Origin of the sequence: Nocardia sp. CDC153, assembly GCF_035818515.1 — a bacterium.
Classification (GTDB): Bacteria; Actinomycetota; Actinomycetes; order Mycobacteriales; family Mycobacteriaceae; genus Nocardia.
The window spans coordinates 216,019-242,338 of the sequence record NZ_JAYKYU010000004.1 but is presented as its reverse complement, the minus strand read 5'-3'; the positions used below and the strand labels follow the sequence as shown (position 1 = coordinate 242,338).

Genomic DNA, 26,320 nt, shown 5'->3' with positions numbered 1-26,320 from the left:
CTCGCTCCATGTCGGAAACCACCCCGCCGCAATCCTTCTCGGCCGTCACCCGCGACATCATCATGGACGTCCCGGTGACCCCCGCCAAGCTGACCGACCGCATCCAGACCCGCCGCATCCGCATGCCCGCGGGCACCCCCGCCGGGCTGCACACCCACAACGGCCCGGTGGTCGGCAGCATCGTCTCCGGCTCGGTGGCCTTCCGCATCGACGGTGAGCCGCAGGTCATCCTGCGTCCCGGTGACGTCTTCTTCGAGCCGGAGGCCGAGCGCATCGCCCAGTTCGACGCGCTCGACGAGGATGTGGTGTTCCTGGGCCACTTCCTGCTGTCCTCGGATCAGGAGCCGACCCTCGAATTCCTGGAGAGCTAGCGGCCTTTCGATCAGCCGATCAGGCGAACGAGCCACGCCGCGGAGATCACCGTGGTGACACCGCCCATGCGAGTGGAGATCTGGGCGAAGGGCATGAGGTTCATGCGGTCGGCCGCCGAGAGGATCGCCACGTCGCCGGTGCCGCCCAGGCCGCTGTGGCAGACGGTGACCAGGGCGGCGTCGATCGGATACATGGCGATGACGCGGCCGACCAGGAAACCGGTGAGCACCATGGCCACGACCACGGCGGTGCAGGCGAGGACGTAGCCGACCGACAGGACGGACATGACATTGTCCAGCGGGAGGTAGACCATGCCGAGGCCGATCATGGTGGGGAAGATGAACCAGCGGGCAATGATCGAATAGACCGCTCGCGCATCCGCTTCGACGCTCGCAGGAAAGACACGGCCGAGCTTGCACAGCACCGCCAGGATGATGACCAGCACCGGGGCGGGGAGGTGGATCAGGCGCTCGAGCAGGGCGGCGAAGACGAACAGGCCGGTGATCATCAGCACGCCCAGGGCGTAGTTCGGCTCGCGCGGCGGCATCGGGTCCGGTTCGGGGGCGGGCAGTTCGGGTGTCGATTCGCGCACCAGCCGCCCGCCGCCGTCCAGCGTCGGGTGCTTGTCACCGAGTCGGCGGAGCACGCCCGCGCTGATGATGGCGGCGATATTGCCGATGATGGCCGCCGGAATCAGCTGCGCCACATAGCTTCCCGGCTCACCGCCCAGCGCCGAGGCATACGCCGAGGACAGCGGGATGACGCCCTCCCCGATACCGCCGCCCAGAATCGGGACCACGATGTAGAACAGCGCCCGGTGAAAGCTGTTGCCGAAGGCCATTGCCACCGCCAGCCCCACCGTCACCGCCGCGACCGTGCCCGCCAGCAGCGGCGGGAAGATGCGAATGAGCCCGCCCACCATGAGTTTCCGGCTCATGCCCAGAATGCTGCCCACCACCAGGGTGGCGATCACGAAGTAGAGGAAGTTCGCCTGCTTCATCAGCGCGGTGACCGCTCGCACGGTATTGCCGTCGAAGACCTTGGCGTACACCAGGATCGACGGTGTCAGCAGGCAGACCAGTGCGCCGCCGCCGATGCGGGACACGACCGGCAGGCGGTTACCGAGGGGCCCGAGCAGCATGCCCAGACCGACGATCACCGCCAGCCCGCCGATCATGTTCTCCGGGATGGCGCGAAACGATCCCGCCAGCAGCACCAGTGCTGTGAGCAGGAGGGGGATGACCAGCGGCACCCCGTCGACCGCGGGCATCGGGTATCGCGTGGTGCGGCGGACCTTGTCGGTGGAACTCATGGCGGCTCACCTGATTTCCAGTGCTGCCCGTACGGCCTTGCCCAGCGATTCGGTGGTGCCGGTGCCGCCCAGGTCGGGGGTGAGTTCCTCGCCGCGCGCGAGGACGGATTCGATGGCGGCCAGCACGGTGGCCGCCGCATCGGTCTCGCCGAGATGGTCGAGCATCATGGCCGCGCTCCAGATCTGGCCGATGGGATTGGCGATGCCGCGCCCGGCGATATCGGGGGCCGATCCGTGTACGGGCTCGAACAGGCTGGGAAAGCGGCGTTCCGGGTTGATGTTTCCGCTCGGCGCGATGCCGATGGTTCCGGCGCACGCCGGGCCGAGGTCGCTGAGGATGTCGCCGAACAGGTTGCTGGCCACGACCACGTCGAACCAGTCCGGGTGCAGGACGAAATTCGCGGTCAGGATATCGATGTGGTACTTGTCGACGTCGATATCGGGGTATTCGCGCGCCATTTCCGCCACCCGCTCGTCCCAGTACGGCATGGAGATGGAAATACCATTGCTCTTGGTCGCGGAGGTGAGGCGTTTCCGGGGCCGTCGGCGCGCCAATTCGAAGGCGTAGCGCAGAATTCGGTCGACGCCGGTGCGGGTCATGACCGTCTCCTGCAGCACCGTCTCGCGGTCGGTGCCTTCGAAGATCCGACCGCCGACACTCGAGTATTCGCCCTCGGTATTCTCGCGCACCACATAGAAGTCGATATCGCCCGGCCCGCGCCCGGCCAGGGGGCTCGCCACGCCGGGCAGCAGACGAACCGGCCGCAGGCTCACGTATTGGTCGAAATGCCTGCGGAACTGCAGCAGGCTGCCCCACAGCGAGATGTGGTCGGGCACCACCTCGGGCCAGCCGACCGCGCCGAAGAAGATGGCGTCGAAGGACTGCAATCGGTCGAACCAGTCGTCGGGCAGCATTTTTCCGTGCGCGGTGTAGTAGTCGGCGCAGGCGTAGTCGAAATGCTCGAATTCGAGTCGGAAATCGTGGCGGGCGGCCGCGCCGTCGAGTACCCGGATTCCCTCCGGCACGACTTCTTTGCCGATCCCATCCCCTGGAATTACCGCGATTCGGTGCACGCGCGTCATGATTTCCGGTCTCCTCACTGCCGACCCGGCGTCATTGCTGTCGGCTGGATCACAACGGTAGGCTCCGGGGACTCGGCGTCGAAAGTGGCGCGGGCGCAAGAGACTTTTGCCGGAATGGAAACAGTGTCGGGAGGTTCGGGTGCGCGGCGGCTTCGCGGACGACATTCTGTTCTTCGATGTCGTGGCCCGCTCACGCAGTCTCACCGAGGCCGCCCGCGAATTCGGCATCTCGGTGTCGGCGGTGAGCAAGCGGCTCGCGCAGCTGGAGGACCGCTTGGGCGTGCCGCTCGTTCAGCGCACCACCCGACGGTTCACGCTCACGCCCGAGGGTGAGCGCTATGCGGCGGGGGCCGCGCGGTTGACCGCCGAGTTGGAGGAGCTCGAGGATTCGATCGCCGAGCAGCACGCGGATCTGCGTGGCCGTCTGCACGTGCGTTCCACCATCGGGCTCGGGCGGGCACACATCGCCGATCTGGTGGCCGAGTTCGCGGCGCTGCACCCGCGCGTCCAGGTCGATCTGGAGTTGTCGTCGGTGCCGCTCAATATCGCGGGGACCGGGTTCGATCTGGATATTCACGTGGGCTCTCTCCCGGATTCCCGACTCACCGCCAAGCGCCTGTGCCGGAACCGCCGAATCGTCTGCGCCGCACCGCGATACCTGGCCGAGCACGGCACCCCGCGACAGCTCTCGGACTTGGAGCGCCACAACTGCATCGTGTTGCGCGAGAACGAGAGTGACTACGCGCTCTGGCGCTTCGACCAGCCGGAGACGGCTGTGCGGGTGGCGGGCAATCTGGTGAGCAATGACGGCGATGTCATTACCCGCTGGTGTCTCGAGGGGCGCGGCCTGATCATGCGCTCGCTCTGGCATGTGGCGCCGCTCCTGCGCGGGGAGGCCCTGGTCCACGTGCTGCCGGAGATTCCGACGCCGAGCGCGGACATCTACGCCACCTACACCGACTCCCCCGCGCTGCCGCGCCGCACGCGGGCCCTGCTCGATCACCTCGAGCGGGGCCTGAACGCGCGGATCACGCCGTCTTGACCGAATCCTGCGACGACCGGGCGCGTTCGAAACGCATGGCAGGATCGGCGACCTTGCCGTACCGCAGTTTCGGCAGGTCGCGCAGATAGTTCATGTGGAGCTTCCACGGGGCGCGATCGCCCTGCTTCGGCAGGATGTCCAGGGAGCGCAGCACGTAACCGGGCTCGAAATTGAGGAAGGGCGCGGTGCCGACGGAGGGGTCGCGGACCGGGGTGGCGCTGACATACCCGTGGGCGTCCATATGGCGCAGTAGCCGAATCACGTACTCGCACACCAGATCCGCCTTGAGCGTCCAGGAGGCGTTGGTGTAGCCGATGATGTAGGCGAAGTTCGGCACCTCGGACAGCATCATCGCCTTGTAGGCCATGGTGTCCGGGAGATTGATCTTGCGGCCGTCCACGACGAGTTCGACGCCGCCGAAGGGGATGAGGTTCAAACCCGTGGCGGTGATGATGATGTCGGCGTCGAGGTCGCGGCCGGATTCCAGGCGCAGCCCGGTCTCGGTGAAGGTGTCGATGCGGTCGGTGACCAGATCCAGATCGCCCTTGCGGATGGCGCGGAAGAAATCGCCGTTGGGCGACAGGCACAGTCGCTGATCCCACGGCTTGTAGCTGGGATTGAAGTGCGTGTCGAGGTCGTAGCCCTTGGGCAGCCAGCGCTCCTGCCAGCCGCGGATCCAGGCCCGCATCCGCTTCGGATAGCGTTGCGAGAGTTGATACATCAGCGTGCTCAGCGCGACATTCTTGCCGCGCGCCAGGGCGTAGGCGGCGCGCGCTGGCAGGAATCTGCGGGCGCGGTTGGCCAGTCCGTCCTCGGCGGGCATGGAGATGATGTACGAGGGCGAGCGTTGCAGCATGGTGACGTGCGCACCCTGCTCGACCAGGGCCGGACCGAGGGTGACGGCGGTCGCCCCGGACCCGATGATCACCACCCGCTTACCCGCGACATCGACCTGCCCGGGCCAATGCTGGGGATGGATGATCGGACCCGAAAAGCGTTCGGTGCCCGCGAATTCCGGGGTGTATCCCTCGTCGTAACGATAGTAGCCCGAGCAGCTGAACAGGAAGTTCGCGGTCATGATCACGGTTTCGCCGTCATGGTCGACGGTCACCGTCCACCGCGCGTCCTCCGACGACCACTCGGCCCGCACCACCCGGTGCCGATAGCGGATGTGCTTGTCGATCCCGTTCTCCGCGGCGGTGTCGCGCACATACGCGAGAATCGACTCGCCATCGGCAATGGCCTTGTCCCCCAGCCACGGCTTGAACCGATACCCGAGCGTGAACATATCCGAATCGGATCGAATCCCCGGATACCGGAACAGATCCCAGGTCCCCCCGCTGGCCCCCCGCATCTCCAGAATGGCGTAACTCCGCCACGGAAACGCGTGCTGCACATGGTAAGCGGCGTCGACACCGGACAACCCGGCCCCGACAATCAGCACATCGACGTGCTCGGGTGTAGTGGCCATAGCTCCAGCCTATCGACCCCGCAACAAGAATTCCCCCACAATCCCCGCGACTCCCGGGATCAATCGCGGTTGCGGAGGCCGCTGGCTCGGAGGACGCGGCGGGCGATGGCGGAGCGGATGGAGTCTTCGGTGCCGAGGATGCGGACGTGGCGGCGGGCTCGGGTGATGGCTGTGTAGAGCAGCTCTCGGGTGAGGAGGGTGGATTCGGGGCCGGGGAGGACGACCGAGACGGTGTCGTATTGGCTGCCCTGGCTGCGGTGGATGGTCATGGCGTAGACGGTGGTGACGCCGGGGAATTGGGTGGGGTGGACGAGGTAGGGTTCGGTGCCGCGTTGGAGGGCGGCGCGCAGGGTGCCGTCGGGCATGCGGACGATGACGCCGGTGTCGCCGTTGTAGATGCGGGCTTCGTGGTCGTTGGCGGTGACCAGCAGCGGCTGGCCCGGATACCAGTGCGCGGCACCGGGATCGGCGCTGATGCCCGCCGCGGTGACCCAGCCCGCGGCCAGCCGGTCCCAGCGTTCGACGCCGTAGGGGCCCTGGCGGTGGGCGCAGAGCAGGCGGTGGGATTCGAGGGCCGTGAGAGCGGCGGTCGCGTCCCCGGCGAGCGCGGCGTCGGTGGCTTCGCGGGAGGCGCGCAGGACGTCGGCGCGTACCTCGGTGATGTCGTCGGGCCCGTACAGGGACAATTCGTCGCCGCCGTCGGCGAGCAGGGCAAGGGCCGCGTCGGCGTCACCAGCGCGGATGGCGACGGCGAGTTCGGCGATGCGGCCACCGAAGCGACGGCCGCGGGTGAGGCGAACGATGCCGCCGCGCAGGCGTTCCCGCTCCCGGCCCGACAGCGCGTCCGGATGCGCGCCGGTGCCGTCCGGATCGCCGCCGAGAATGCGATCCAGGGCCGGATTCGCCTGTCCCGGAACCGGTCCCGCCACCAGGTCGGCGAGCACCGCGCCCGCGTCGACGGAGGCCAACTGGTCCGGGTCGCCGACCAGGACCAAGCGGGCGTCCGGGCGGACGGCGGGGAGCAGGCGGCTCATCATGGTCAGCGACACCATGGAGGTCTCGTCGACCACGATCACGTCGTAGGGCAGGCGATTGAACTCGTTGTGTTTGAACCGGCCCGCGCCCCCGCGCTGCCAGCCGAGCAGCCGGTGCAGGGTGGCGGCGGTGAGTTCGGGCAGTCCGATATCCCCCGCCTGCTCCCGCACCGACTCCTGCATGCGCGCGGCGGCTTTACCGGTCGGCGCGGCCAGCGCGATGCGTAGCGCGGGCGCACCGGGAATGGCCTGCTGATGCGCGACGAGCAGCGCCAATACCCGAGCGATGGTGTGCGTCTTGCCGGTACCGGGGCCACCCGCGATCACGGTCGTCCACTGGGTGGCGGCGAGCGCGGCCGCCAACCGCTGCCGGTCGAGGGGGTCGCCGGGACCGCTCTGATCCGGAAACAGCCGATCCAGTTCGCGCCGAACCAATTCCGCGTCCACCATCGGATGCGAGGCGGCCCGCTCCGTCAGCACGCGCCGGATGGTCTCTTCCTGCCGGTAGTACCGGTCGAGGTAGAGAAGCGGACCGGCTTCGGCCCCGCCGGGTGGGTCGATCAAGCGCAACGGACGCAGCGGCCCCGACGGGCTGCCGGTCACCAGTGGGCTGACTCGCAGTGCGGCGATGACGGATTCGACTTCCGGCCACGGCAGGGTGGTCGGATCGATGGCCGATTCCTCGGTGCCCTCGGCATCCACACCGATCTCGTGCATGCGCCGCACTTCCAGGCACACCGACCCGGATCGCACGGCGCGCACGGCCAGCGCGGTGGCGAAGACCGCCGCCTCGGACCGTTCCCCGCCGAGCCGAGCCAGCCGCAACGCCACATGCACATCGGCCGCCGACAACACCCCGGCGGTATTGAACACCTGCAACAGCCCGGTCCCGCGCTGCGCCAATTGAATTGAGGTCACCGGCCCAGCACCTCCGTGTCTCCGGCGAGCAGGGCGGACAGCTCGATGATCAGTTCGGCGGGCGGGTGCCAGTCGAAAACGCCGCAGCCGTCCGGGGTGTCGGGCCCGACCATGCCGCGCACGAACAGATACCGAATGCCGCCGAGGTGTTCGTCCGGTCGGTATCCGGGCAGCCGCCAGCGCAGATACCGGTGCAGCGCAACCGAATACAGGATGGCCTGCAAGGGGTAGTGCGAGCGCATCATCTCCGCGCCCATCCGGTCGCGGGTGTAGTGCGCGACGGTGAGATCGCCAGTGCCGAGCCGGTTGGTCTTGTAGTCGACCACGATGAATCGCGGTCCGGTGGTGCGCAGGACCGCGTCGATACTGCCGGTGAGATACCCGCGCAGCGGAGTGTCGTCCAGATGCGCCAACTGATCGGCGTAGGGGGCGAAGATATCGTCGGCCGGGACGTGGCGTCGCCACAAATCGGCGATGCGTGGCACGGTGACCCGCGTGGCGGTGGGGTCGTCGCCGCCCGCGAGGGGCAGCTCGAAATCGAGCTCGCTCAACCTGTCCCGGGTCGCGAAATCAGCGAGGGTCCCGAAGCCGATGGGTGTGTGCATGACCGCCAGCAGCGCACCGGAGAGCACATCCGGGTCGGCGTCGAACATCTGCTCGCCGACCGCGTGCAGGCAGCGGGCCCGGATCTCCCCGGCCAGATCGGGCGCGTCGGTGTCGACGTATTCGAGGACCTCGTGCACCAGGGTGCCGAATTCCGCGCCGTAGGGCAGCGAATTCATCAGCGACGGCATGGCTCCCGCGAACACGTCGAGATCGTCGGCCAGCACCGACGGGGTGGCGGGCTCGTCGGCGATACCGCCGCCCTCGGGCAGGTCCGCGGCGGGCAGGGCGTCGTGGGCTCCGGCCGTGAGCGCGGAGTAGGAGGTGCGCCGCCACGCCTGGTCCAGCGTGCGGTCGAAGTGAGCGGCCGCCAAGGGTGCTGCGGCGGTGGCCTTGTCGTCGACGGGCAGGCGCGTCCGGGTGATCTCACGAACCGGTTCGATCGCGATCACGCCGGGTTCGGCGGTCGACGCCCATTCCTGAATGCGTTCGAGCACAACCGAATCCGCGGGCACCGGCACCTTGTCGGCAACCGCCGGGCTGCCCGGTTCGCGGCCGAGCAGCATGCGGTGCAGGGGCGCGGTCTGGGTGTCGAAGGCCGGTGCCCACCAGGCGATCACCTGTGCGCCCGCGCGGGTCAGCGCCACGTACAGCAGGCGCAGTTCCTCGGCCTGTTCTTCCGCCTCCGCCCGCAGCCGACGGGAGCTGTAGCCCGGGGCGTCGGGTCCGCCCACGTCGAGCACGCGCCGTCCCTGCTCATCGTGGAAGAGCAGGGTCGGCGGGTTGCGCAGTTTGGCCGCGTCCCAGGCGAAAGGCAGGTAGACGACCGGGAATTCGAGGCCCTTGCTCGCGTGCACCGTGGCGATCTGCACGGCCGCGGCATCGCGATCGAGGCGACGACTGCGGTCGGCCACGCTTCCCGACGCGGGATCGCGCACCCGGTCGGCGAGCCAGCGGGTGAGGGCGGACAGACCCAATCCCTCACGCAGCGCGGCCTCGTCGAGGAGTTGGGCGATCTGCCGCAGATCGGTGAGCTGGCGTTCCCCGCCTTCCAGGGCGAGCAGGCGGGGAGCCAGTTTCGTTTCGGCGCTGAGCTTTTCGGCGACTGCGGCGAATCCGGCGCGGGCGAACAGCCGCGCCGAATCCCGCAGCTCGGCGCTGAGGCGGCCGACCAGATCCGCTCCCCCGGCGTCGATGTCCGCCGCGCTCAGCCCGAGCAGTGCGGTACCGGCGGCCAGGCGTACCCGGTCGGCGCGGTGCGGCTGTTCGAGGGCGTGCAGGACCCACAGCCATTCGGTGGCGGCGGGCGTGCCGAAAACGCTGGCGCCACCGGCCAGTACGGAGGCGACCCCGGCCGTCTCGAGCTCCTTGCGCACCATCTCCAGCTGGTTGCGATTGCGCACCAGCACGGCGATATCGCCGGGGCCCAGCGGCCTTTCGTCGGGAGTTCCGGCATTGATGCGCACACCGGATTCGAGCAGCCCGACAATATCGGCCGCCACGTCGATGGCGACGCGCTCGCGCTGGCGGCCCACGGTCGGGAAGCCCGCCTTGTTGAGCGACCCCGCGCCCTTGCGCGGCAGACACCGCAGTCGCAGCGGCGTCACCCGCTCGGGCGGACCGGACAGCCGGGAGAACGGCCGGGTCGCCGCCACCCGGTGCACGGTGATCTCCTTGTGCCCCAGGGCAGCTCCGCCCTGCAGGTGTTCCAGCGCGGTCAGCAATCCGGCGTCGCTGCGCCGATTGGTGGTCAGCTCCCGTTTGCAGTCGGCGTGGGCGACCGCGTCCAGATAGCTGAGCACCTCCGCCCCGCGGAAGGCGTAGATGGCCTGCTTGGGATCACCGACCAGCACCAGCGTCGCATGCCCGTGAAAGGCGCGCCGCAAGATGTCCCACTGCAGCGGGTCGGTGTCCTGGAACTCGTCGACCAGGGCGACCCGATACCGATCCCGAATCCGCTGGCAGGCGCGCGGCCCGTGCTCGGGATCGGCGAGCACCTCGTGCAGCAGCACCAGCAGGTCATCGAAGTCCCGCAGCCCTGAAAGCCGTTTCCGCCGAGCCGTTTCCACCCGCACGGCCTCCGCGAACGCGACCCGCTCGGCCGCCGGATCGTCCTCCCCGTCGGCCTCGGGCTGCAACATCGCGTGCGGATCTCCCACGGCCGCCGCGGCCAATCGTTGCGCGTCGGCGGGTCCGAACGGCGCGCCCCCACGCGCATACCGGCTCAGATACAAGTCATCGGCGACGGTGGACACGACATCGTCGATGCCCTCCACCAGCCGCACCCCCGGGTCCTGCTCCCCCGCCAATCCCAGCTCGTCGAGCATCCGCTGGCAGAAACTGTGCGTCGTGGCAATGGTTCCCGCGTCGAAATCCGACAGCGCGGCCAGCAGCCGCTCGCGCCGCGCCGCGATCTCCCCCGGATTCCCCTGCGCCAGATGCCGAATCAACTCGTCCCCGGAAGCCAACGCCCGCTCCGGGTCCCCCAGGGCCGCGGCCACCCCCACGAACCGATCCCGGGTCCGCTCGCGAAGCTCCTGCGTGGCCGCCCGACTGAACGTCACCAGCAGCAATTCGGAGACGTCCACCCCCATCTCGGCGACGAACCGCACCGCCAACCCGACAATGGCATACGTCTTACCTGTCCCGGCGCTCGCCTCGAGCACCGTCGTCCCCACCGGCAGCGCCCCGGTCAGCTCGAACCGATTCGCCGAATCCCCCAGCGCCACAACGTCCCCGCCGTCGGTTGCACCGGCCATCCCGCCCGGCTCGGCTTCGCGCGGCTCCTCCTCCCACAGCCCTTGTCCAGCAGGCTCACTCGACACCTGGGCATCCGGCACGTCGGAGACGATCTCGGCTCCCATTCCGGGAAGCACGCCGCCGTCCCGCGCCTGTTCGGGCACCGGGAGGTTCCGCACGACGACCTCGGTGTCGAGCCCGAGCACGCCGTCTCGGCTCGAGTGATCGGAGCGGCCTCGACCGGATGCGGCACTCGTGTCCACCGGTGGTGCAGGAGCTTCCGCGGACGCGGGCGAGTCCCGCTCGGCGGGCAGCTCGAACAGCTCCGGCACCTCCGGTTCCGAGGTGGCGGGCTCGCGGCGGCGGCGCGGTTCGCCCGCGGTGGTGTCACCGCGGCGGCGGGTGCGGGTGGCCGGGCGCGGGGCCAGGTCCGGATCGGTGAGGGAGAACAGGTCGTCAGTCATGGCTGCCCCTGATTCTCGTTGGTGAGCAACGGATTCCAGAGGCGACGCGCCAGTTCACCGAAACGGGTGGGTTCGGATTCGACGCCGGGCAGGGCGGGGGCGGCGGCTTCGGTGAGCTGACGGAAGCGCGGGGCCGGGCCCAGGACGTGGCGGAGGTAGCGGTCGGTGTTCTCACCGAAGCGGCCGTCGAATTCCTGTTCGGCGGCTTCGAGTGCGTCATCGGGGGTGGCTCCGGCGAGGCGGCGTTCGGCATAGACGGCCGTGGCCGCCGGTGCGATGGGCAGCGGTTCGGACAGGCCCTCGTCGCGCAGGTCGGCCAGATCACGCAGAATTCCGCGCGCCAACGCCGCGGTGGGCGCGGTCAGGGTGGACTGCCAGGCGGGCCGGTGGTGTTTGCCGCGGCCGATGGTGATCGCCCGCCAGCTCTGGTGGGTGCCGGTGGCGGCGAGGGCGAGCAGCCGAATCCAGGCGGCCATGCGATGTTTGGGAGCCAGCCGCGAGTAGGTGGTGCGCAGCAGGGCATCGTCGTGAACGTCGGGCACGGTGCCCGTGAGACGGCGGCCGTCACCCAGTTCGACAGCGATATCGATGGTGCGGGAAGGGATTTCGTGCAACGGACGCGCGACCCGAACCAGCTGGTCGACGGTGCTTTCCACCTCGTCGAGCACGGCCGCGCCGAGGCTGAACGGCGGCAGCGACCCGCGCCGCCATTCGGCCGCCCGCAGGACATTGGGATCGACACCGGTCAGGCGGGCGCTCAGCATGCGCTCGCCCATATTCCATTTGGTGAGTCCGTCGAGCTCGATGGGCAGCCGGTCGGCGATCTCCTCCTCTTCCTCGGGCACCCGAATGCCCAAGCGCTGCCACAGGAACGCGCGCACCGGATGCTCGGCGAAGGCCACCAGATCCGCCAGCTCGACATCTCCGCGTGCGGCGGCGGGCAGCGGCGTGGGCAGGAACGGCGGACGCGGTCCCGGCGCGCGACTCGCGGCCTGCGCGCCCGCCAGCGCGACGGTGTCGAAGCTGAACGGCTCCTCGATGCGGAAGTTGCGACGATCGAAGGGCTGCAACGGGTGTCGCGTCACGACCCGGTCCATGGCGGCCGCGCCGACGTGCGCGCGCACGGTGTCGAGGAGTTCAGCGAGCGGAATGGCGGGCGGGCGGTGCGCGCCCGAGACCGGGTCGGATCCGGTGTGCAGCAACACGAGTCGTTCACCGGCGGCCATGATCGCGTCGAGCAGCAGCTGCCGGTCCTCGCTGCGCGGATCGCGATCTCCGGGCAGTCGATGCCGGGCCAGGGCGTCGTCGCCGTCCACGCCACCGGCACGCGGGAACACCTCGTCGTCGAGTCCGAGCAGCACCACCACCCGATGCGGCACCGAGCGCATCGGCACCATGGTGCACACCGTGAGCTCCCCGGTACGGAAGTTGGCGCGCGAGGGCCGCCCGGCCAGCCGCGCGTTCAACAGCGCGCCGATATCACTGAGCCGCAAAGGAATCAGACCAGCCGGTTCGAGAGCCGTGGCCAGCTCCCGCCGCGCCTGCACACCCATCCACCCATCACTCGAGCGCACATCGGTGAGCAGATCGAGAGCCCGCCCCAGGACCGCCGACCATTCGGCGGCGGGCCGCGCCGACCCCGCCGGCTCCTCCAGCGTCGACCCGCGCAGATCCCGCAGGCACACCGCCAACCGATCCACGAATTCCGCGAACCGCCCCGACAGATCGATGTCATTGCTGTCCACGTCGTCCAGGGGCAGCACCAGATCCAGCCAGTCCTCGCTGGATTCACCCGCCGCGACCCCGAGCAGAATCCGGTCCACCGCGGCATTGAGCGTGTTCTGGGCGAAGTCACCCAGCCCGAACGCCTGCCGCTGGCGCTGCCCGATCCCCCAGCGCGCCCCGGTCTCGGTGGCCCACTCGCGCAGTCGCTCGATATCGTCGTCGTCGAATCCGCAGCGCAGCCGAACCGGTTCGGCCGCACAGAGATCCAGCACCTCGGTGACGGTGACGCGCCCGTCGGCCATGTCCAGCAGCGTGCCGATCACATCGAGCAGCGGATTCACCGCCCGCTGCGCCCGGTCGGCCAGCCGCACCCGCAGCCCGTGCGCGGGATGCCCCGGTTCGGCCCCGTCCAGGGACCACTGCCCGAATGCCGCGCGCACCAACGGCGCGTAGCTCTCCACATCCGGGCACATGACGATCACGTCGCGCGGCTCCAAAGTCGGGTCGGCGGCGAACAATCCGAGCAGCGCGTCGCGCAGCACCTCCACCTGCCGCGACGGCCCGTGACAGGAGTGCACGGCGACGGTCCCGTCGGCCAGCCCCGGCTCCGGCATGAGCGACCAGCGGTCCTGCCGAACGGCGGCCTGCAATTCCGACAGCAGCGTGCGCGGCCCCACGGTGTCCGGGCGCGGGTGATAGGTGTCGATGTGGTCGTATCCCGACAACCGCTGCTGCAGCTCCCGCACGTCCCGCCCGAGCGCGGCCAGCAGCGGATGCCGCACCCGCACACCGGAATTCGGGGTCACCTCGGCGTCGGCGAGCTTGGTCCACAGCGCCGGACTCGGATGCACCAGCCACAGGTGCACCTGCCGCCCCGAGGACAGCGCCGAGAGCACCTCCAGCTGATCGGTGGTCAGCCGTGTCACCCCGAACAGCGAAATCCGTTCCGGCAGCGACACGATCGTCGGGTCGGCCCGCAGCCGCGCGCACGCCGCGCCCAGCCGCTCGGCCGGGCTCGGCACACCCACGACCGAGCGCAGTCGCCGCCACAGCAGGGGCTGCCACAGCAGATCCGGTGGCAGCGTGTTGCCCGCGCCATCACCATCGCGACCATCCGACCAGTCGGTAATCATCGCCGGGCGTTGTGCCGCATAACTATCGAACAGCGCCGCGATCCGCGCCGCCGTCGCGTACCGCCGCCCGATTCGGTAACCCCCCTGATCACCGTGGCCCAGATGCCGCGCCAGCACCGCGGCCCACGGCTCGGCCAACACCTCGTCCAATACCGGCAGCAGCGTCCACACCAGTCGCTCCGGCGACCACGGATCCTGCTCCGGATCCACCCCCGTCGCCTCCGCCAGCACCGTCGCCACCAGCCCGGCCGGATCGGCGAAATCGATATTGGCCGAGATACCATCGGTTCCCGCGGCCCCGCCGGTCCCGAGGACCGTGGCCAGCCGCTGATTGAGCCAGCGTTCGATGCCCTTGGCGGGCACCGCGACCACTTCCGGGGTGAACGGATCGCCGAGCGGATCGGCGAGCAGCTCGGCCAGCGCGTCCGCGAGCGTGTCCGCTCGTTCGGCCCGGTGAATGTGCACGAGCTGTGTTTATACAGTTGGCGAACGACATGCAAACACCACCCCTCACGGCTCGCCGGGTGACACCTGCCACACGCCGAAGATTTGCTAGGGCGCGTCACTCTGAAATTCGAGTGTGGTATGCGACAGTGCGTTTCGGGGAGGTAGGTAGTTGTCTTCGAAAGGCTGGTTCACATCGATGTCTGCGTCGGTGATTCCCCTGGTTCCCAGAACCGGTTTCACGGTTCGCCGGGTGGGAGACCGTTGGGAGCTCGTCAACTCTCGGCATTACGGACGCGGCGTGGTCCTACAGTCCTGGCCGCGCGAGCGCCACACCGAGGCATTCGAGCACTGCTATCGACTCAACGGACGCAGTATCGAAGAGCTACGCGCCGCATTCCACTGAGAACCACGAAACTCGGTGCGACAGTGTCGATTCGATAACATAACCGCCGTTGGCCTGCAAGACGTGCGTATCGGGCATTGTCACCTCTATTGTGTTCCCTCGTGCGTTCCCCCAAGGCCCGGCGCGTGGCCTCTTCCGCTTGTGTCCTCGCTGCCGCGGCCCTGATTCCGGCCGCCCCGGCCTTCGTTCCCGTCGCGGGCGCCATCCCCGCGCACACCCAGGGCCCGATCGCCGGATTCGACGCCGATATGAGCAACCGCATCGCCGCGGTCGATTCCTATCTCGCCGGCCGGCCCGGCGTCACCGGTTATGTGATGCGCGACCGGGTCACCGGCGGCATTTACCGAAATGGCAACGCGGACACGAACTTCTGGACCGCCTCCACCATCAAGCTGGCAATCGCGGAGGATCTGCTGAATCGCGCCCGCGTCGGTGCGATCCAGCTGGGCCCCGACGACCGCGCGCTCATGGAGTCCATGCTGGCAACCTCCAATGACAATGCCGCCGACATCCTCTGGAACAAGTACGCGGGCATCGACCGCATGGCGTTCAACAACGCCTTCCGCGCCAATGGCATGACCGGCCTGGTCCCGATGGTGCCGACCACCAATATCGAGCAGGTCAAGCTGTTCCCGGACTGGGGTTTCCAGCAGTGCTCCCCCGCCGACCTGGATCGGCTCATGGACAACGTGCTGACCCGCATGCACCCCGACGACCGCGCCTACCTGCTCGACCGCATGCGCCACGTCGACACCAACCAGCACTGGGGCGTGTGGGGCGCGGGCGCGGCCATGAGCCCGGGCCTGAAGAACGGCTGGTCCGACGAGCAGGGCGGCTGGGTCGTCAATTCGGTCGGCTTCGCGGGCCCCGGCGAGCGCTACACCCTCGCCATCATGACCGAGCAGGGTGATCAGGGCGGCTACGCGGACGGTGCCGAAACCACCACGCACGTGGCCCAACTGCTGTTCCAGGGTCGGTGACGAGTCCGGTCCAGGACCGGTGACGCCGGGCTCCTCGCCACGACTTCCCGACAATTCCCGCTGAACGACCGCCCGTCTTGTATTTTCAAGAGGGTTGTCTCATAGGTCCGTTTTTCGGCGGTCCTGATTGGTCGTCGCGCCTCACGCTGCACTACCGTTACGGGTGAGTTGTCGTAGTTTTTCACCGTCTGGCGAGGAGCAGGAACTAGATGAACGCCGAGAAATCCGTCGCACAGCGCCATCGGGTGGTGGTGATCGGGTCCGGGTTCGGTGGACTGTTCGCCTGTAAGCACCTGCGCAAGGCCGATGTCGACATCACTCTCATCTCCAAGACCTCCACCCACCTGTTCCAGCCGCTGCTGTACCAGGTGGCCACCGGCATCCTCTCGGTCGGCGAGATCGCCCCGGCCACCCGCATCGTGCTGCGCAAGCAGCAGAACGTGCGAGTCATCATGGGCGACGTCAACGACATCGACGTGGCGAACGGCACCGTCACCTCGCGACTGCTCAACCAGGATTACGTCACCCCCTTCGACAGCCTGATCGTGGCCGCGGGCGCGCAGCAGTCCTACTTCGGCAACGACCACTTCGCCACCTACGCCCCCGGCATGAAGACCATCGACGACGCGCTCGAACTACGCGCGCGCATCCTGGGCTCCTTCGAGGAGGCCGAGCTGGCCACCGATCAGGAGACCCGCGACCGGTTCATGACCTTCGTGGTGGTCGGCGCGGGACCCACCGGCGTCGAATTGGCCGGGCAGATCGCCGAACTCGCCGACCGCACCCTGGACGGCACCTTCCGGAATATCGACACCCGCGACGCGCGCGTCATCCTCGTCGAGGGTGCGGGCGCGGTGCTCGCCCCGATGGGCCCCAAGCTGGGCGGCAAGGCCGCCAAGCGGCTCGAGAAGATGGGCGTGGAGATCCAGCTCAACGCCATCGTCACCAATGTGGACGCGCGCGGGGTCACCATCAAGGATCCCGACGGCACCGAGCGGCGCATCGAATCCGCATGCAAGGTGTGGTCGGCCGGTGTGCAGGCCAGTGAGCTGGGCAAGATCCTGGCGCAGAAGTCCAAGGGCACCGAAACCGACCGGGCCGGACGCGTCATCGTCGAGCCGGACCTGACCATCAAGGGCTACCCGAACATCTTCGTGGTCGGCGACCTCATGTCGGTGCCGGGCGTGCCGGGCCAGGCGCAGGGTGCGATCCAGGGCGGCACCTACGCGGCCAAGAACATCAAGGCCGAGGTCGAGGGCAAGCAGAAGGTGGAGGAGCGCAAGCCCTTCAAGTACTTCGACAAGGGCTCGATGGCCACGGTGTCGCGGTTCAACGCGGTCTGCCAGGTCGGCAAGCTCGAGTTCAGCGGCTTCTTCGCCTGGCTGGCGTGGCTGGGTCTGCACCTGTGGTACCTGGTCGGCTTCCGCAGCCGCTTCGTCACCGTGCTGGAGTGGTTCGTCTCCTTCCTGGGTCGCCACCGCGGTCAGATGGCGGCCACCGAACAGTGGGTGTTCGCGCGACTCGCGCTCGAGGCGCTCGACGATCCGGCCGAGGCGGCGCAGCTGGCCAAGCAGATCGGCGCCGAATCCTCCTCGGGGAACGGCAAATCCGTGGCGAATGACAAATCGGGTGAATCCACCGCGCAGCGCGCGGGCTGACACTCGATTCCACTCGGTCTCCACTATGGCCTGACCGGGCGGCGTGCCCGACCAATCCGGCACACCGCCCGGATCCGAATGTTCGACATCCGTTGACATTCGGGAGAAAGGTCATTCATGGGCAAACGCCAACCGGTCGATTTGGTTCGTGAGAAGAACACCGCCACGCGACGCCGCTTGGGTTCTCTGGCGGTGGCGGGCGCGCTGCCGCTGGTCGCCGCCCTCGCCACCACCGGAACCAGTGCGGCCGAACCGGTTTCGTCGGACGAGAACTCCTCGACCGTGATCGACAATCAGCCCGCCGCCACCCCGGGCGGCACCGACGCACAGCCGGGCGTCGTCATCGACACGCCCTTCGGCAAGCTCGCGGTGCCGATGCCGCAGACCATGGCCGAGGGGGTGCACACCTATCTCGACGCCACCGCCGCCGAGGTCGAGGGCACGCCCGCGGCCGAGCCCGCCGAGGCGGACGCGCTCGCCCCGGGCGATGCCGTCGCACCGGTCGCGCCCGTGCGGGTCGGCCGCAACTCCACCACCGGCGTGCGCGACATCCCCAACGCACCGCTGGCCCCGGTGGATCAGAGCAAGCTGCACCAGCCCGATCCGCTGGCCGCACCGGATGTCGCGCCCATCGCCGCACCCGAGGGCAAGCTGCGCTTCGGTGATACCCAGGTCGACATCCCGGCCTGGATGAACCCCGATCAGGCCGCCCAGGTGAACGCGGTGGCCGCGGGCGCGGAGGCCGAGCTGGCCCGCACCTACGACTCGGCCGGTTTCGAGCCAAGCCGCTCGGACCGCATGGCCGCGCAGACCGTCGGCACCGCGGCCGTGGGCGCGGCGATCGGCGTGGGCGTGGCGGCCCCGCTCGAGATCGCGGGCGGCATGATGGGCGGATTCATCGGCGCGATGGCGGGCACGCCGTTCGCACCGGCGGGCTGGGTCTTCGGTCCGGCCGCGGGCGCGACCGCGGCCGTCACCCTGATCGCCGTGCCCGCCGCGACCGCGGGTGCGGTCATCGGTGGTGCGGTGGGTGCGGTGAACGGGTATCTGGCTCCGGCCACCCCGGGCGCGCCGGTGTCCGACGCCACGAACCAAATCGATGCTGCCGCACCGGTTGACGGGGCAGTAGCTACCGAAGAGTGATAGCCGCTCTAGCCGGGCTGGAATCCCAACACCAGGGATTCCAGCCCTTTTCGCGTTCTCGTACCGACACAATGGCTAATTCTCAGTTATAACAACGATTTCCAGTCGTCCGATTCATCACCAATCCGGGTGACCGGTGGGTTCGAATGTCGGTCGTCGATGTTCCCGAGCGAAAGGAACTGCATGGCCGCAGGTAAGCACCGAGCACTGAACCCCCACCGCAACAAAGTCGGCAATGTGGTGGCGGCAGGCGCGGTCCCGCTAGTTTTGGCGATCGTCGGATCCGGTGTGGCCAATGCCGCCCCCTCCGAGGTCGCGCCCGCGGCGCAGCACGACGATGCGCCCAAGCCCCAGTGGCCCGCCGCTGACGCCCCGAATGTGAGTCCCTATGAGGGCCTGCACATTCCGAGCGATACCAAGAGTTCCATCCAGTGGTCGCGCCCGGCCCCGGACAAGAGTTACCTGGCCCCCGTCGGCGTGCTGCATCCGCCCGCCCCGGTTCCGGCCGTGCCGCCGATCGCCCCGCCGCCCGGTATGTTCCGGTTCGGCGATGTGCAGGTCCCGGCTCCCGACTGGATCGACAAGGAACAGGCGATCCAGATCAATGACAATGCCGCTCAGGTCGAGGCGAATCTCGCCACCTTCCTCGACTCGATCGGCATGGAGCGTTCGCGCTCCGACCGCATTGCCGGGCAGACCATCGGCACCGCCGCCATGGGCGCTGTCGCCGGAGCCGCCACCGCCGCCCCGATCGAGCTCACCTCCGCCGCCGTCGGCGGCGTGCTGGGTCTGGTCGTCGGCGCCGGTTTCGTTCCGGTCGGTCTGGTCGCGGGTCCCGCCCTCGGCGCCGCCGTGGGCGCCGCGGTCATCGCCGTTCCCGCCGCCGCCGCGGGTGCCGCGGTCGGTGCCATGGTGGGCGCGGTGAACAGCTTCAACGCACCACCCCGCGTCGTCGGCGACTGAATCATCAACGACGACAGCCGCTTCAGCTGACAGATGTGCGCACGCGGTGGGAACCGGCGGTGAGGTCCGGTTCCCGCCGCGCACGCGATCATTCCGCCGGAGAATGTGTTGCCGGTCATGTGCTGAGTGCCCAATATGTGATTTGTATGGCGCGTGCGCGCGTCCTTGAAATTCCGCAAGTCCGGTGCTACTCAGGACATTTGTCCGTTCAAGCGGCCTTGTTTGCTCCGTAATGTCCATGGCATGGACATTCCCTCACCGAACCGCAAAGGGCTGAGTCTGTTCGCCCTGATCATGATTGGCATTGGTTCGATCTTCGGATCGGGCTGGCTCTTCGGAGCCGGACAGGCCGCCCAGGTCGCCGGACCGGCGGCAATCCTCGCCTGGGTGATCGGTGCGGTGTTCATAGGCTTGATCGCCATGTCCTACGCGGAGGTGGGCGCGGCCTATCCGTTCCCCGGATCCATGGCCCGCTTCGGCTCCATCTCGCACGGACCGGTCCTCGGTTTCATTACCGGATGGGCGGTGTGGATCGCGGTCGCGGCCCTCATTCCCATCGAATCCATTGCCAGCACGCAGTACATGTCGTCGTGGAGCTTCTCCTGGGCGCAGGGCCTGATGAAAGACGGCTCCCTGACCCTCGCGGGCATGGGCATGGCGTTCGTGCTGACCGTGGTGCTGTGGCTGTGCTGCTACTGGTCGGTCGGATTGCTCGCCCGGGTGAACAATCTGCTCACCGCGGTCAAGTTCGGCATTCCGGTGCTGGCGGTCGTGTCCCTCATCGCCTCGGGCTTCCACACCGAGAACTTCCACGGCTACGGCGGTTTCGCGCCCAACGGCTGGTCCGCGGTGCTGACCGCGGTGAGCACCTGCGGTGTCGTGTTCGCCTTCAACGGTTTCCAGGCCGTGGTCAATCTCGGTGGCGCGGCGAAGAATCCGGGCAAGGCCATTCCGGCCGCGCTCGTGGGCGCGCTGTCGATCGGCCTGGTCATCTACATGCTGCTGCAGGTCGCCTTCATCGGCGCGGTCCCGCCCGAGCAGCTGGCCGAACACGGTTGGGTCGGAATCAATTTCAACTCGCCGTTCGTCGATATCGCCAAGCTGCTCATGCTCGGCTGGCTGGTGATCATGCTGCAGTTCGGCGCGTTCATCTCGCCGTCCGGCGCGAATATCGCGAACGTGGCCTCGGCCTCGTACATGGTGCAGAACCTGGCGCAGACCGGTTTCTTCCCGAAGAAGCTGGCCGAGTCGCACCCCAGGTACGGCACCGCGCGCCCGGCCATGTGGCTGAACCTCGCGTTCTCGCTGATCCTGCTGGTGACCGTCGGCCACAGCTGGCACGCGCTGGCCGGCATCGTCTCCGCGGCCATGGTCATCTCGTACCTGATCGGCCCCATCGCGGTGGGCGTGTTCCGCAAGACCAAGCCCGAACTGCCGCGGCCCTTCCGGCTCCCGGCCGCCAATGTCATCACCCCGCTGGCCTTCACCCTGGCCGCCTGCGCCCTGTACTGGACGCACTGGCCCAATACCGGCCGCATCGTGTTCATCACGCTGCTGTCCGTGCCGATCGCGGTGGCCGTGCTGTGGCGTCGCGGTGAGCGCACCATCGCCCAGCAGCTCGCTCCGGCGTGGTGGATGATCGCCTTCCTGATCTTCATGGCGACCGTGTCCGCCCTGGGCTCGCCCGATTTCGGTGGCACCGGCCTGATTCCGGGTGGCGTCGATATCGCGCTGGTCGCCGTGGCCGCGCTGGCCACCTACTACTGGGCCGTGCGCGCCGGTGTGCAGGCACACGAGTCGGGGCTGCCGGGCCCGGATCCGGTGCTGGACGCCGAGCCGGAGCAGGACATGGTTCCGCTCGACGACATCATCGGCACCGAGCGCGATCGCAACCTGCAGCACGCCTGAGCAATTCGGTTCCGCAAGTCCACCCTCCACCATCCAAAGCCCGAGCAGTCAAAGGTCTGGTCATGGCACTCTCAGTCTTCGATTTCTTCTCCATCGGTATCGGCCCCTCCTCCTCGCACACCGTGGGCCCGATGCGTGCGGCGCAGTTCTTCGCCAACCGGCTGAAGGAAGACGGACTGCTGTCCCAGACCGCCTCGGTCCGTGTCGAACTGTTCGGTTCGCTCGGCGCGACCGGCCGCGGCCACGCCACTCCCAAGGCGGTGCTGCTCGGGCTGGAGGGTCACTCCCCCAGCACCATCGATCCGGATGTCGCCGACGAGGATGTGGCGCGGATCCGCCGCACCAAGCGGCTGCGGCTGTTGGGCACCGAGATCGGTGATACGCACGAGATTCCGTTCGACGAGCCGACCCAGCTCATCCTGCACATGCGGCGCGCGCTGCCGTACCACGCCAACGCGATGACACTGTTCGCCTACGACCGCGACGGGGTTCCGTTGCTGGAGAAGACGTACTACTCCGTCGGCGGCGGGTTCGTGGTGGACGAGGACTCGATGTGCGCGGATCCCGACAAGGACGACACCACCGTGCTGGCCTACCCGTTCAGCAGCGGCGCGCAGTTGCTGAAGCACGCTCGCGAGACGGGGCTTTCGATCTCCTCGCTCATGCTGGAGAACGAGAAGGCCTGGCGCAGTGAGGCGGAGATCCGCACCGGGCTGCTCGAGATCTGGAAGGTCATGCGGGAGTGCGTCGACCGCGGGCTGAATCGTGAGGGGATTCTGCCCGGCGGGCTGGAGGTGCGTCGCCGCGCTGCCACCTCGGCCCGGCAGTTGCGCGCCGAGGGCGATCCGATGATGCACCGCACCGAATGGACCACCATCTACGCGATGGCCGTCAATGAGGAGAACGCGGCGGGCGGGCGTGTCGTCACCGCGCCGACCAATGGTGCGGCGGGCGTGCTGCCCGCGGTGCTCTCGCACTACGTCGACTTCGTGCCGGGCGCGGACGAGGAGGGCATCATTCGATTCCTGCTCACCGCGGGCGCGATCGGGATGCTGATCAAGGAGAACGCCTCGCTCTCCGGTGCCGAGGTCGGCTGCCAGGGCGAGGTCGGGTCGGCGTGCTCGATGGCCGCGGGCGCGTTCGCCGAGGCCATCGGCGGCACACCCGAACAGGTCGAGAACGCCGCCGAGATCGGCATGGAACACAACCTCGGCCTGACCTGCGATCCCGTCGGCGGGCTGGTGCAGATCCCCTGCATCGAACGCAATGGCATGGCCGCGGTGAAGGCCGTGACCGCCGCGCGGATGGCCATGCGCGGCGACGGCAGCCACAAGGTCTCCCTCGACGACGTCATCAAGACGATGAAGGAGACCGGCGCGGACATGAGCGTCAAGTACAAGGAGACCGCACGCGGCGGCCTCGCGGTGAACCTCACCGAGTGCTGAGAATCGTTCGGCCACAAGCCGACAACCGGGCGGTACGCGAACGGCGTGCCGCCCGGCGGTGTTTCCGGAGCCCGGGCCGTCAGATCGTGAGCAGGCGGGCGGTGCGGGTGAACAGCGTGCCGCCCGCGGCCAAGGGCAGCAGGGCCGCGTCCAGTCCGGTGGTTTCGACCTGGCGGTCGTCGGGATAGGTGAGGATGCTTTCCACGGCGCGGGGACCGGACAGCCCGTCCTCGGTGACCGCGTCCGCGCCGAGTTCGAGCCGGTGCCGCAGCAGCGGTGTCGCACCGACATCGGCCGTCAGCTCACCGCTCCAGTAGCCGTGATCCTCGCCGGTGCGGCCGATCTGCACCCGCTCCCGAAGGCGCAGGCGCGCACCCTCTTCCAGAACGACGCTGGTGTAGGTCTCGTGTTCCGCGCCGCCCGCGATCACGGTCGGCTCCGGATCGAATTCCAGCTCGCCGCCCGCGGCCACCTGGAAGCGCCAGTGCGCCACCGACTTCCGGGTCTCCCGGCCCGGCAGCGCGATGGTGGCGGCGACCGATCGCACGGTCAGTCGCGCGCCCGCCCCCACGGTGACAACGATATCCAGCACATCACCGCCCAAAGGCGTTGCGGCCGTGCCGATGAAGTGCACCGTGTCGATCCCGGTGCGGCGCGCCGCCAGGCCGCCGACCGCGTGAATGTGCGGCAGCGTCCCGGCGGTCGCGGTAATGCGGAGTTCAGTGCGAATGGGCACTGCCCGCCGCCGCATCCTGTTCGGCGGCCAGCTTCAGCTGTTCGCGCACCCAGGTCAGGACCGGCGTCGCGGCCGGATCCTCGGTGAGGGAGGTGAACACGAAGGGGCGGCCCTCGCGCACCTTGGTCGAATCCCGGTCCATGACCGACAGATCCGCGCCGACCATGGGGGCCAGGTCGGTCTTGTTGATGACCAGCAGATCCGACCAGGTGACGCCCGGGCCGCCCTTGCGCGGCACCTTGTCGCCGCCCGCGACGTCGACCACGAAGATCTGGGCGTCGATCAGGCCCGAGGAGAAGGTGGCGGTCAGATTGTCGCCGCCCGACTCGACGATGATCAGATCCAGGGGCGGGTTCGCCTCGATCAGATCGTCGATGGCGTCGAGATTCGCGGTGATGTCGTCGCGAATCGCGGTGTGCGGGCAGCCGCCGGTCTGCACCGCCGTGATGCGCTCGTCCGGCAGCACCGCGTGCCGGCGCAGGAAGTCGGCGTCCTCGGTGGTGTAGATGTCATTGGTCAGCACGGCCAGCGACAGTTCGTCGCGCAGCTGACGGCACAGCGCGGCCGTCAACGCGGTCTTCCCCGACCCGACCGGTCCGCCGATCCCGATCCGGAGCGGCTCCCCCGGCGTCCGCTCCCGCTTGGGGCGGTCGTGACTGTGATCGTGCGGTTCCCCGTCGATGAGGTGAGGTGGCATGTTCGCTCCTTTCCTCCCTCATCCTGGCGCAGCGGTGTAAACCCGATGTAACCCGGGCTCCGACCGGCTAGGACGCGAACCAGGGCCGGCTAGGACGCGAACAACGGCATCTCGCGGCGCACATGCCGCTCGGCCAGCACGTCCTGCAATGGATCCGAGAGGGCGGCAAGACCTTTGACCGCCTCGTGGGCGGTGGCGTCACACACCTGGCCCAGGCGGATCGTGCAGGCGGCGACCGCCGCCGGATCCAAGGCGAGCAGGCGCTGCGCGGCGGTCGCGGCGCCGGTCATGGTCGTGTAGACGGTGACGGCGGCAATGTCCTCGGGCGCGGCCGCGCAGACGGTCCCGACCACACCGAACACCGTCGACAGATGCGGACGGGAACCCAGCGCGCCCCAATCCCCGTCCGGCCACACCTGTTTCGCGAGTCGCAACAGCCCCCGACCCTGCGCGCGCGAGGCGGTTCGGGCCGACGGCGACGGCGTCCGGGCATCGGCCTCGAGCTCGGCCCGACCCGGCTCCAAGGTTCCGGCGCAGACCGCGGCGGCCAGCGATGCCGCGACCAACCCCGAGGTTCTGATTCGCCGCCGCAGATACAGCTCGACACTCGCGACATCTCGCAACAGCCCGGAGGCCACGGCCTCCTCGACCCCACCGGAATGCACATGCCCACCGATCGGCAATCGCGAATCAGCGAGGGTGAGCAGCGTGGCCAGACTCATCGGCCCACATCCGGATAACGCATGGGCCGATCCTAAGCGGCCGCATCGAGCGAGGTCGAGCCAGTTCGGTTGTGTTGTGGCGGATACACAACCGGTGTCGTCGGGGGAACAGAACTTTCGGGCCGTCGGCCGAAGAATTGCCTTCACCAACAAGGCAATTCAACTTCGGAGGAATACCGTGTCCCGTCTTCTCACCGCCCTCGGCGCGACCGCCGTCGCCCTCGCCGCGTCCGCCGCGCTGTCCGTCGCGGGCCTGCCGACCGCGGTGGCGGATCCTGCCGCGCCGAACACGTCGGTGACCGCACCGCAACTGGTGAAGACGCAGGGGTGGCTCAATATCTACAGCGGCAGCGCGCCGCAGGGTACCGACGCGGTTCAACTGCGGGTGCTCACCGATCCCACGGTCGGCCCGCGAGTCACCGATGCCGAGGGCCGCTCGCTGTATCGCTTCGACAAGGACACCGCGAAGCCGTCGCGGTCCAACTGCACTGGCGACTGCGCCGTCACCTGGCCGCCGCTGCTGGTCAAGCGCGGTCAGGGGCTGTATCTCAATGGCGTCGATCCCGCGCAGGCCGGATTCATCGAGCGCGCCGACGGTTCCTGCCAGATCACCGTGGGCGGGTGGCCGGTCTACTACTTCTCCAAGGATCAGCAGCCGGGTGACCTCAACGGCCAGGGTGTCGGCGGCACGTGGTTCGCCGTCGGCCCCACCGGCGGCAAAGCGATCGCAAAGTAGACGAACGGCTCTGCATGTCGAACGTCGCTGGGCCGCAACGATTTTCCTCGGAGTTTGCTGAATTCCGAACCGGCGGTCCGTGACCATCACTTACGCTCGGAAAGGTGAGGTACGCAGCGTTGGCGATGCTCGTCTGCACCGCGATCTCAGGGGCGTTGATTCTCGGCGCGTGGTTGACCCGGAGCGAGGTGCGGCGGGCCCGCGTGCGCCACGGACGTCATCGCCGGCTCCCGCCCGCACTCGTCTTCGGACACGTGACCCTCGCGCTGGTCACCGCCGCCGCCTGGACCACCTTCGTCTTCGTCGGTAACCACGACATCGCCACCTCCGCGGTCGCCCTCCTGGCCGTGACCGCCACCCTGGGCGCGACCATGTTCATCCGCTGGATCCCCACCTACCGATCCCGCTCGGCCGCCCTGGACGGCCCCGGCGCAGCACACCGCGCAACCCGTGCCACAAACCTCCCGATCCGAGTCGTGCTGGCCCACGGCGCTTTCGCCATCGCCACCGCGACTTTGACAACCTTCGTCCTCCTCACCAACCGCTGACGCCTGCTCCCTCGGGGTAGGCATGTGGTGCCCAGGCA

19 protein-coding genes are annotated in these 26,320 nt (G+C 68.6%); 10 read left to right on the top strand and 9 right to left on the bottom strand.

All coding sequences use genetic code 11. From position 1 onward, the window contains the following. Nucleotides 1–8 precede the first annotated feature (8 nt). On the top strand, nucleotides 9–371 hold the full coding sequence (locus tag VMT65_RS23615; protein WP_326310567.1) for a cupin domain-containing protein: 363 nt from the start codon (nucleotides 9–11) through the stop codon (nucleotides 369–371). An 11-nt stretch (nucleotides 372–382) separates the two neighbouring features. On the opposite strand, the gene VMT65_RS23610 is transcribed toward VMT65_RS23615, so the two are convergent. Next, nucleotides 383–1,684 (bottom strand): 2-hydroxycarboxylate transporter family protein, encoded by a 1,302-nt coding sequence (locus tag VMT65_RS23610; RefSeq protein WP_326310566.1) that lies wholly within the window; start codon nucleotides 1,682–1,684, stop codon nucleotides 383–385. Nucleotides 1,685–1,690: 6 nt separating this feature from the next. Then, entirely contained in the window at nucleotides 1,691–2,767 is a 1,077-nt protein-coding gene (locus VMT65_RS23605; protein WP_326310564.1) for a tartrate dehydrogenase, read from the bottom strand. 139 nt (nucleotides 2,768–2,906) lie between these two features. On the opposite strand from VMT65_RS23605, the gene VMT65_RS23600 reads away from it, so the two are divergent. Then, nucleotides 2,907–3,809 carry a LysR family transcriptional regulator gene (locus VMT65_RS23600; protein ID WP_326310562.1) on the top strand — a complete coding sequence of 301 codons (903 nt, stop codon included), beginning with the start codon at nucleotides 2,907–2,909 and terminating at the stop codon, nucleotides 3,807–3,809. Here the strand turns inward: VMT65_RS23600 and VMT65_RS23595 are convergent. From VMT65_RS23595 to recC, 4 genes are all read right to left on the bottom strand, one after another. Further along, nucleotides 3,796–5,280: a flavin-containing monooxygenase gene (locus VMT65_RS23595; RefSeq protein WP_326310561.1), complete on the bottom strand. Its 1,485-nt coding sequence runs from the start codon at nucleotides 5,278–5,280 to the stop codon at nucleotides 3,796–3,798. The genes VMT65_RS23600 and VMT65_RS23595 overlap by 14 nt on opposite strands. A gap of 59 nt (nucleotides 5,281–5,339) precedes the next feature. Further along, nucleotides 5,340–7,232, bottom strand: a complete 1,893-nt coding sequence (gene recD, locus VMT65_RS23590; protein ID WP_326310559.1) for an exodeoxyribonuclease V subunit alpha — start codon at nucleotides 7,230–7,232, stop codon at nucleotides 5,340–5,342. Then, entirely contained in the window at nucleotides 7,229–10,594 is a 3,366-nt protein-coding gene (locus VMT65_RS23585) for a UvrD-helicase domain-containing protein (RefSeq protein ID WP_326311175.1), read from the bottom strand. The genes recD and VMT65_RS23585 overlap by 4 nt, the downstream gene beginning before the upstream one ends. Before the next feature lie 440 nt (nucleotides 10,595–11,034). Next, a complete protein-coding gene (recC, locus tag VMT65_RS23580) occupies nucleotides 11,035–14,361 on the bottom strand; it encodes an exodeoxyribonuclease V subunit gamma (RefSeq protein ID WP_326310557.1) in 3,327 nt (1,108 codons plus the stop codon). Between the two features lie 474 nt (nucleotides 14,362–14,835). On the opposite strand from recC, the gene VMT65_RS23575 reads away from it, so the two are divergent. The 6 genes from VMT65_RS23575 to VMT65_RS23550 all read left to right on the top strand — a co-directional run bounded on the left by VMT65_RS23575 (nucleotide 14,836) and on the right by VMT65_RS23550 (nucleotide 22,843). Further along, nucleotides 14,836–15,726, top strand: a complete 891-nt coding sequence (locus VMT65_RS23575; RefSeq protein ID WP_442790297.1) for a tat pathway signal sequence — start codon at nucleotides 14,836–14,838, stop codon at nucleotides 15,724–15,726. Between the two features lie 209 nt (nucleotides 15,727–15,935). After that, nucleotides 15,936–17,384, top strand: a complete 1,449-nt coding sequence (locus VMT65_RS23570) for an NAD(P)/FAD-dependent oxidoreductase (RefSeq protein ID WP_326310556.1) — start codon at nucleotides 15,936–15,938, stop codon at nucleotides 17,382–17,384. Between the two features lie 117 nt (nucleotides 17,385–17,501). Continuing rightward, on the top strand, nucleotides 17,502–18,527 hold the full coding sequence (locus tag VMT65_RS23565) for a hypothetical protein (protein ID WP_326310555.1): 1,026 nt from the start codon (nucleotides 17,502–17,504) through the stop codon (nucleotides 18,525–18,527). A 183-nt stretch (nucleotides 18,528–18,710) separates the two neighbouring features. Next, entirely contained in the window at nucleotides 18,711–19,490 is a 780-nt protein-coding gene (locus tag VMT65_RS23560) for a hypothetical protein (protein ID WP_326310553.1), read from the top strand. Between the two features lie 243 nt (nucleotides 19,491–19,733). Then, the gene (locus VMT65_RS23555) at nucleotides 19,734–21,398 is read left to right on the top strand and encodes an APC family permease (RefSeq protein ID WP_326310551.1); all 1,665 of its coding nucleotides are present in this window, start codon (nucleotides 19,734–19,736) and stop codon (nucleotides 21,396–21,398) included. A gap of 62 nt (nucleotides 21,399–21,460) precedes the next feature. After that, complete coding sequence (locus tag VMT65_RS23550; RefSeq protein ID WP_326310550.1) at nucleotides 21,461–22,843, top strand: L-serine ammonia-lyase; 1,383 nt, start codon at nucleotides 21,461–21,463, stop codon at nucleotides 22,841–22,843. Nucleotides 22,844–22,922: 79 nt separating this feature from the next. On the opposite strand, the gene VMT65_RS23545 is transcribed toward VMT65_RS23550, so the two are convergent. The 3 genes from VMT65_RS23545 to VMT65_RS23535 all read right to left on the bottom strand — a co-directional run bounded on the left by VMT65_RS23545 (nucleotide 22,923) and on the right by VMT65_RS23535 (nucleotide 24,998). Continuing rightward, on the bottom strand, nucleotides 22,923–23,573 hold the full coding sequence (locus VMT65_RS23545; RefSeq protein ID WP_326311173.1) for an urease accessory protein UreD: 651 nt from the start codon (nucleotides 23,571–23,573) through the stop codon (nucleotides 22,923–22,925). Next, nucleotides 23,563–24,276, bottom strand: a complete 714-nt coding sequence (ureG, locus tag VMT65_RS23540; RefSeq protein ID WP_326310549.1) for an urease accessory protein UreG — start codon at nucleotides 24,274–24,276, stop codon at nucleotides 23,563–23,565. Before ureG ends, VMT65_RS23545 begins: the two co-directional genes overlap by 11 nt. An 89-nt stretch (nucleotides 24,277–24,365) precedes the next feature. Beyond that, nucleotides 24,366–24,998 carry an urease accessory protein UreF gene (locus VMT65_RS23535; RefSeq protein WP_326310548.1) on the bottom strand — a complete coding sequence of 211 codons (633 nt, stop codon included), beginning with the start codon at nucleotides 24,996–24,998 and terminating at the stop codon, nucleotides 24,366–24,368. Nucleotides 24,999–25,176: 178 nt separating this feature from the next. Between VMT65_RS23535 and VMT65_RS23530 the strand changes: the two genes are divergently transcribed. Both VMT65_RS23530 and VMT65_RS23525 read left to right on the top strand, forming a co-directional pair. Further along, entirely contained in the window at nucleotides 25,177–25,734 is a 558-nt protein-coding gene (locus VMT65_RS23530) for a hypothetical protein (RefSeq protein WP_326310547.1), read from the top strand. Nucleotides 25,735–25,838: 104 nt separating this feature from the next. Then, nucleotides 25,839–26,282 carry a hypothetical protein gene (locus tag VMT65_RS23525; RefSeq protein WP_326310546.1) on the top strand — a complete coding sequence of 148 codons (444 nt, stop codon included), beginning with the start codon at nucleotides 25,839–25,841 and terminating at the stop codon, nucleotides 26,280–26,282. Nucleotides 26,283–26,320 lie beyond the last annotated feature (38 nt).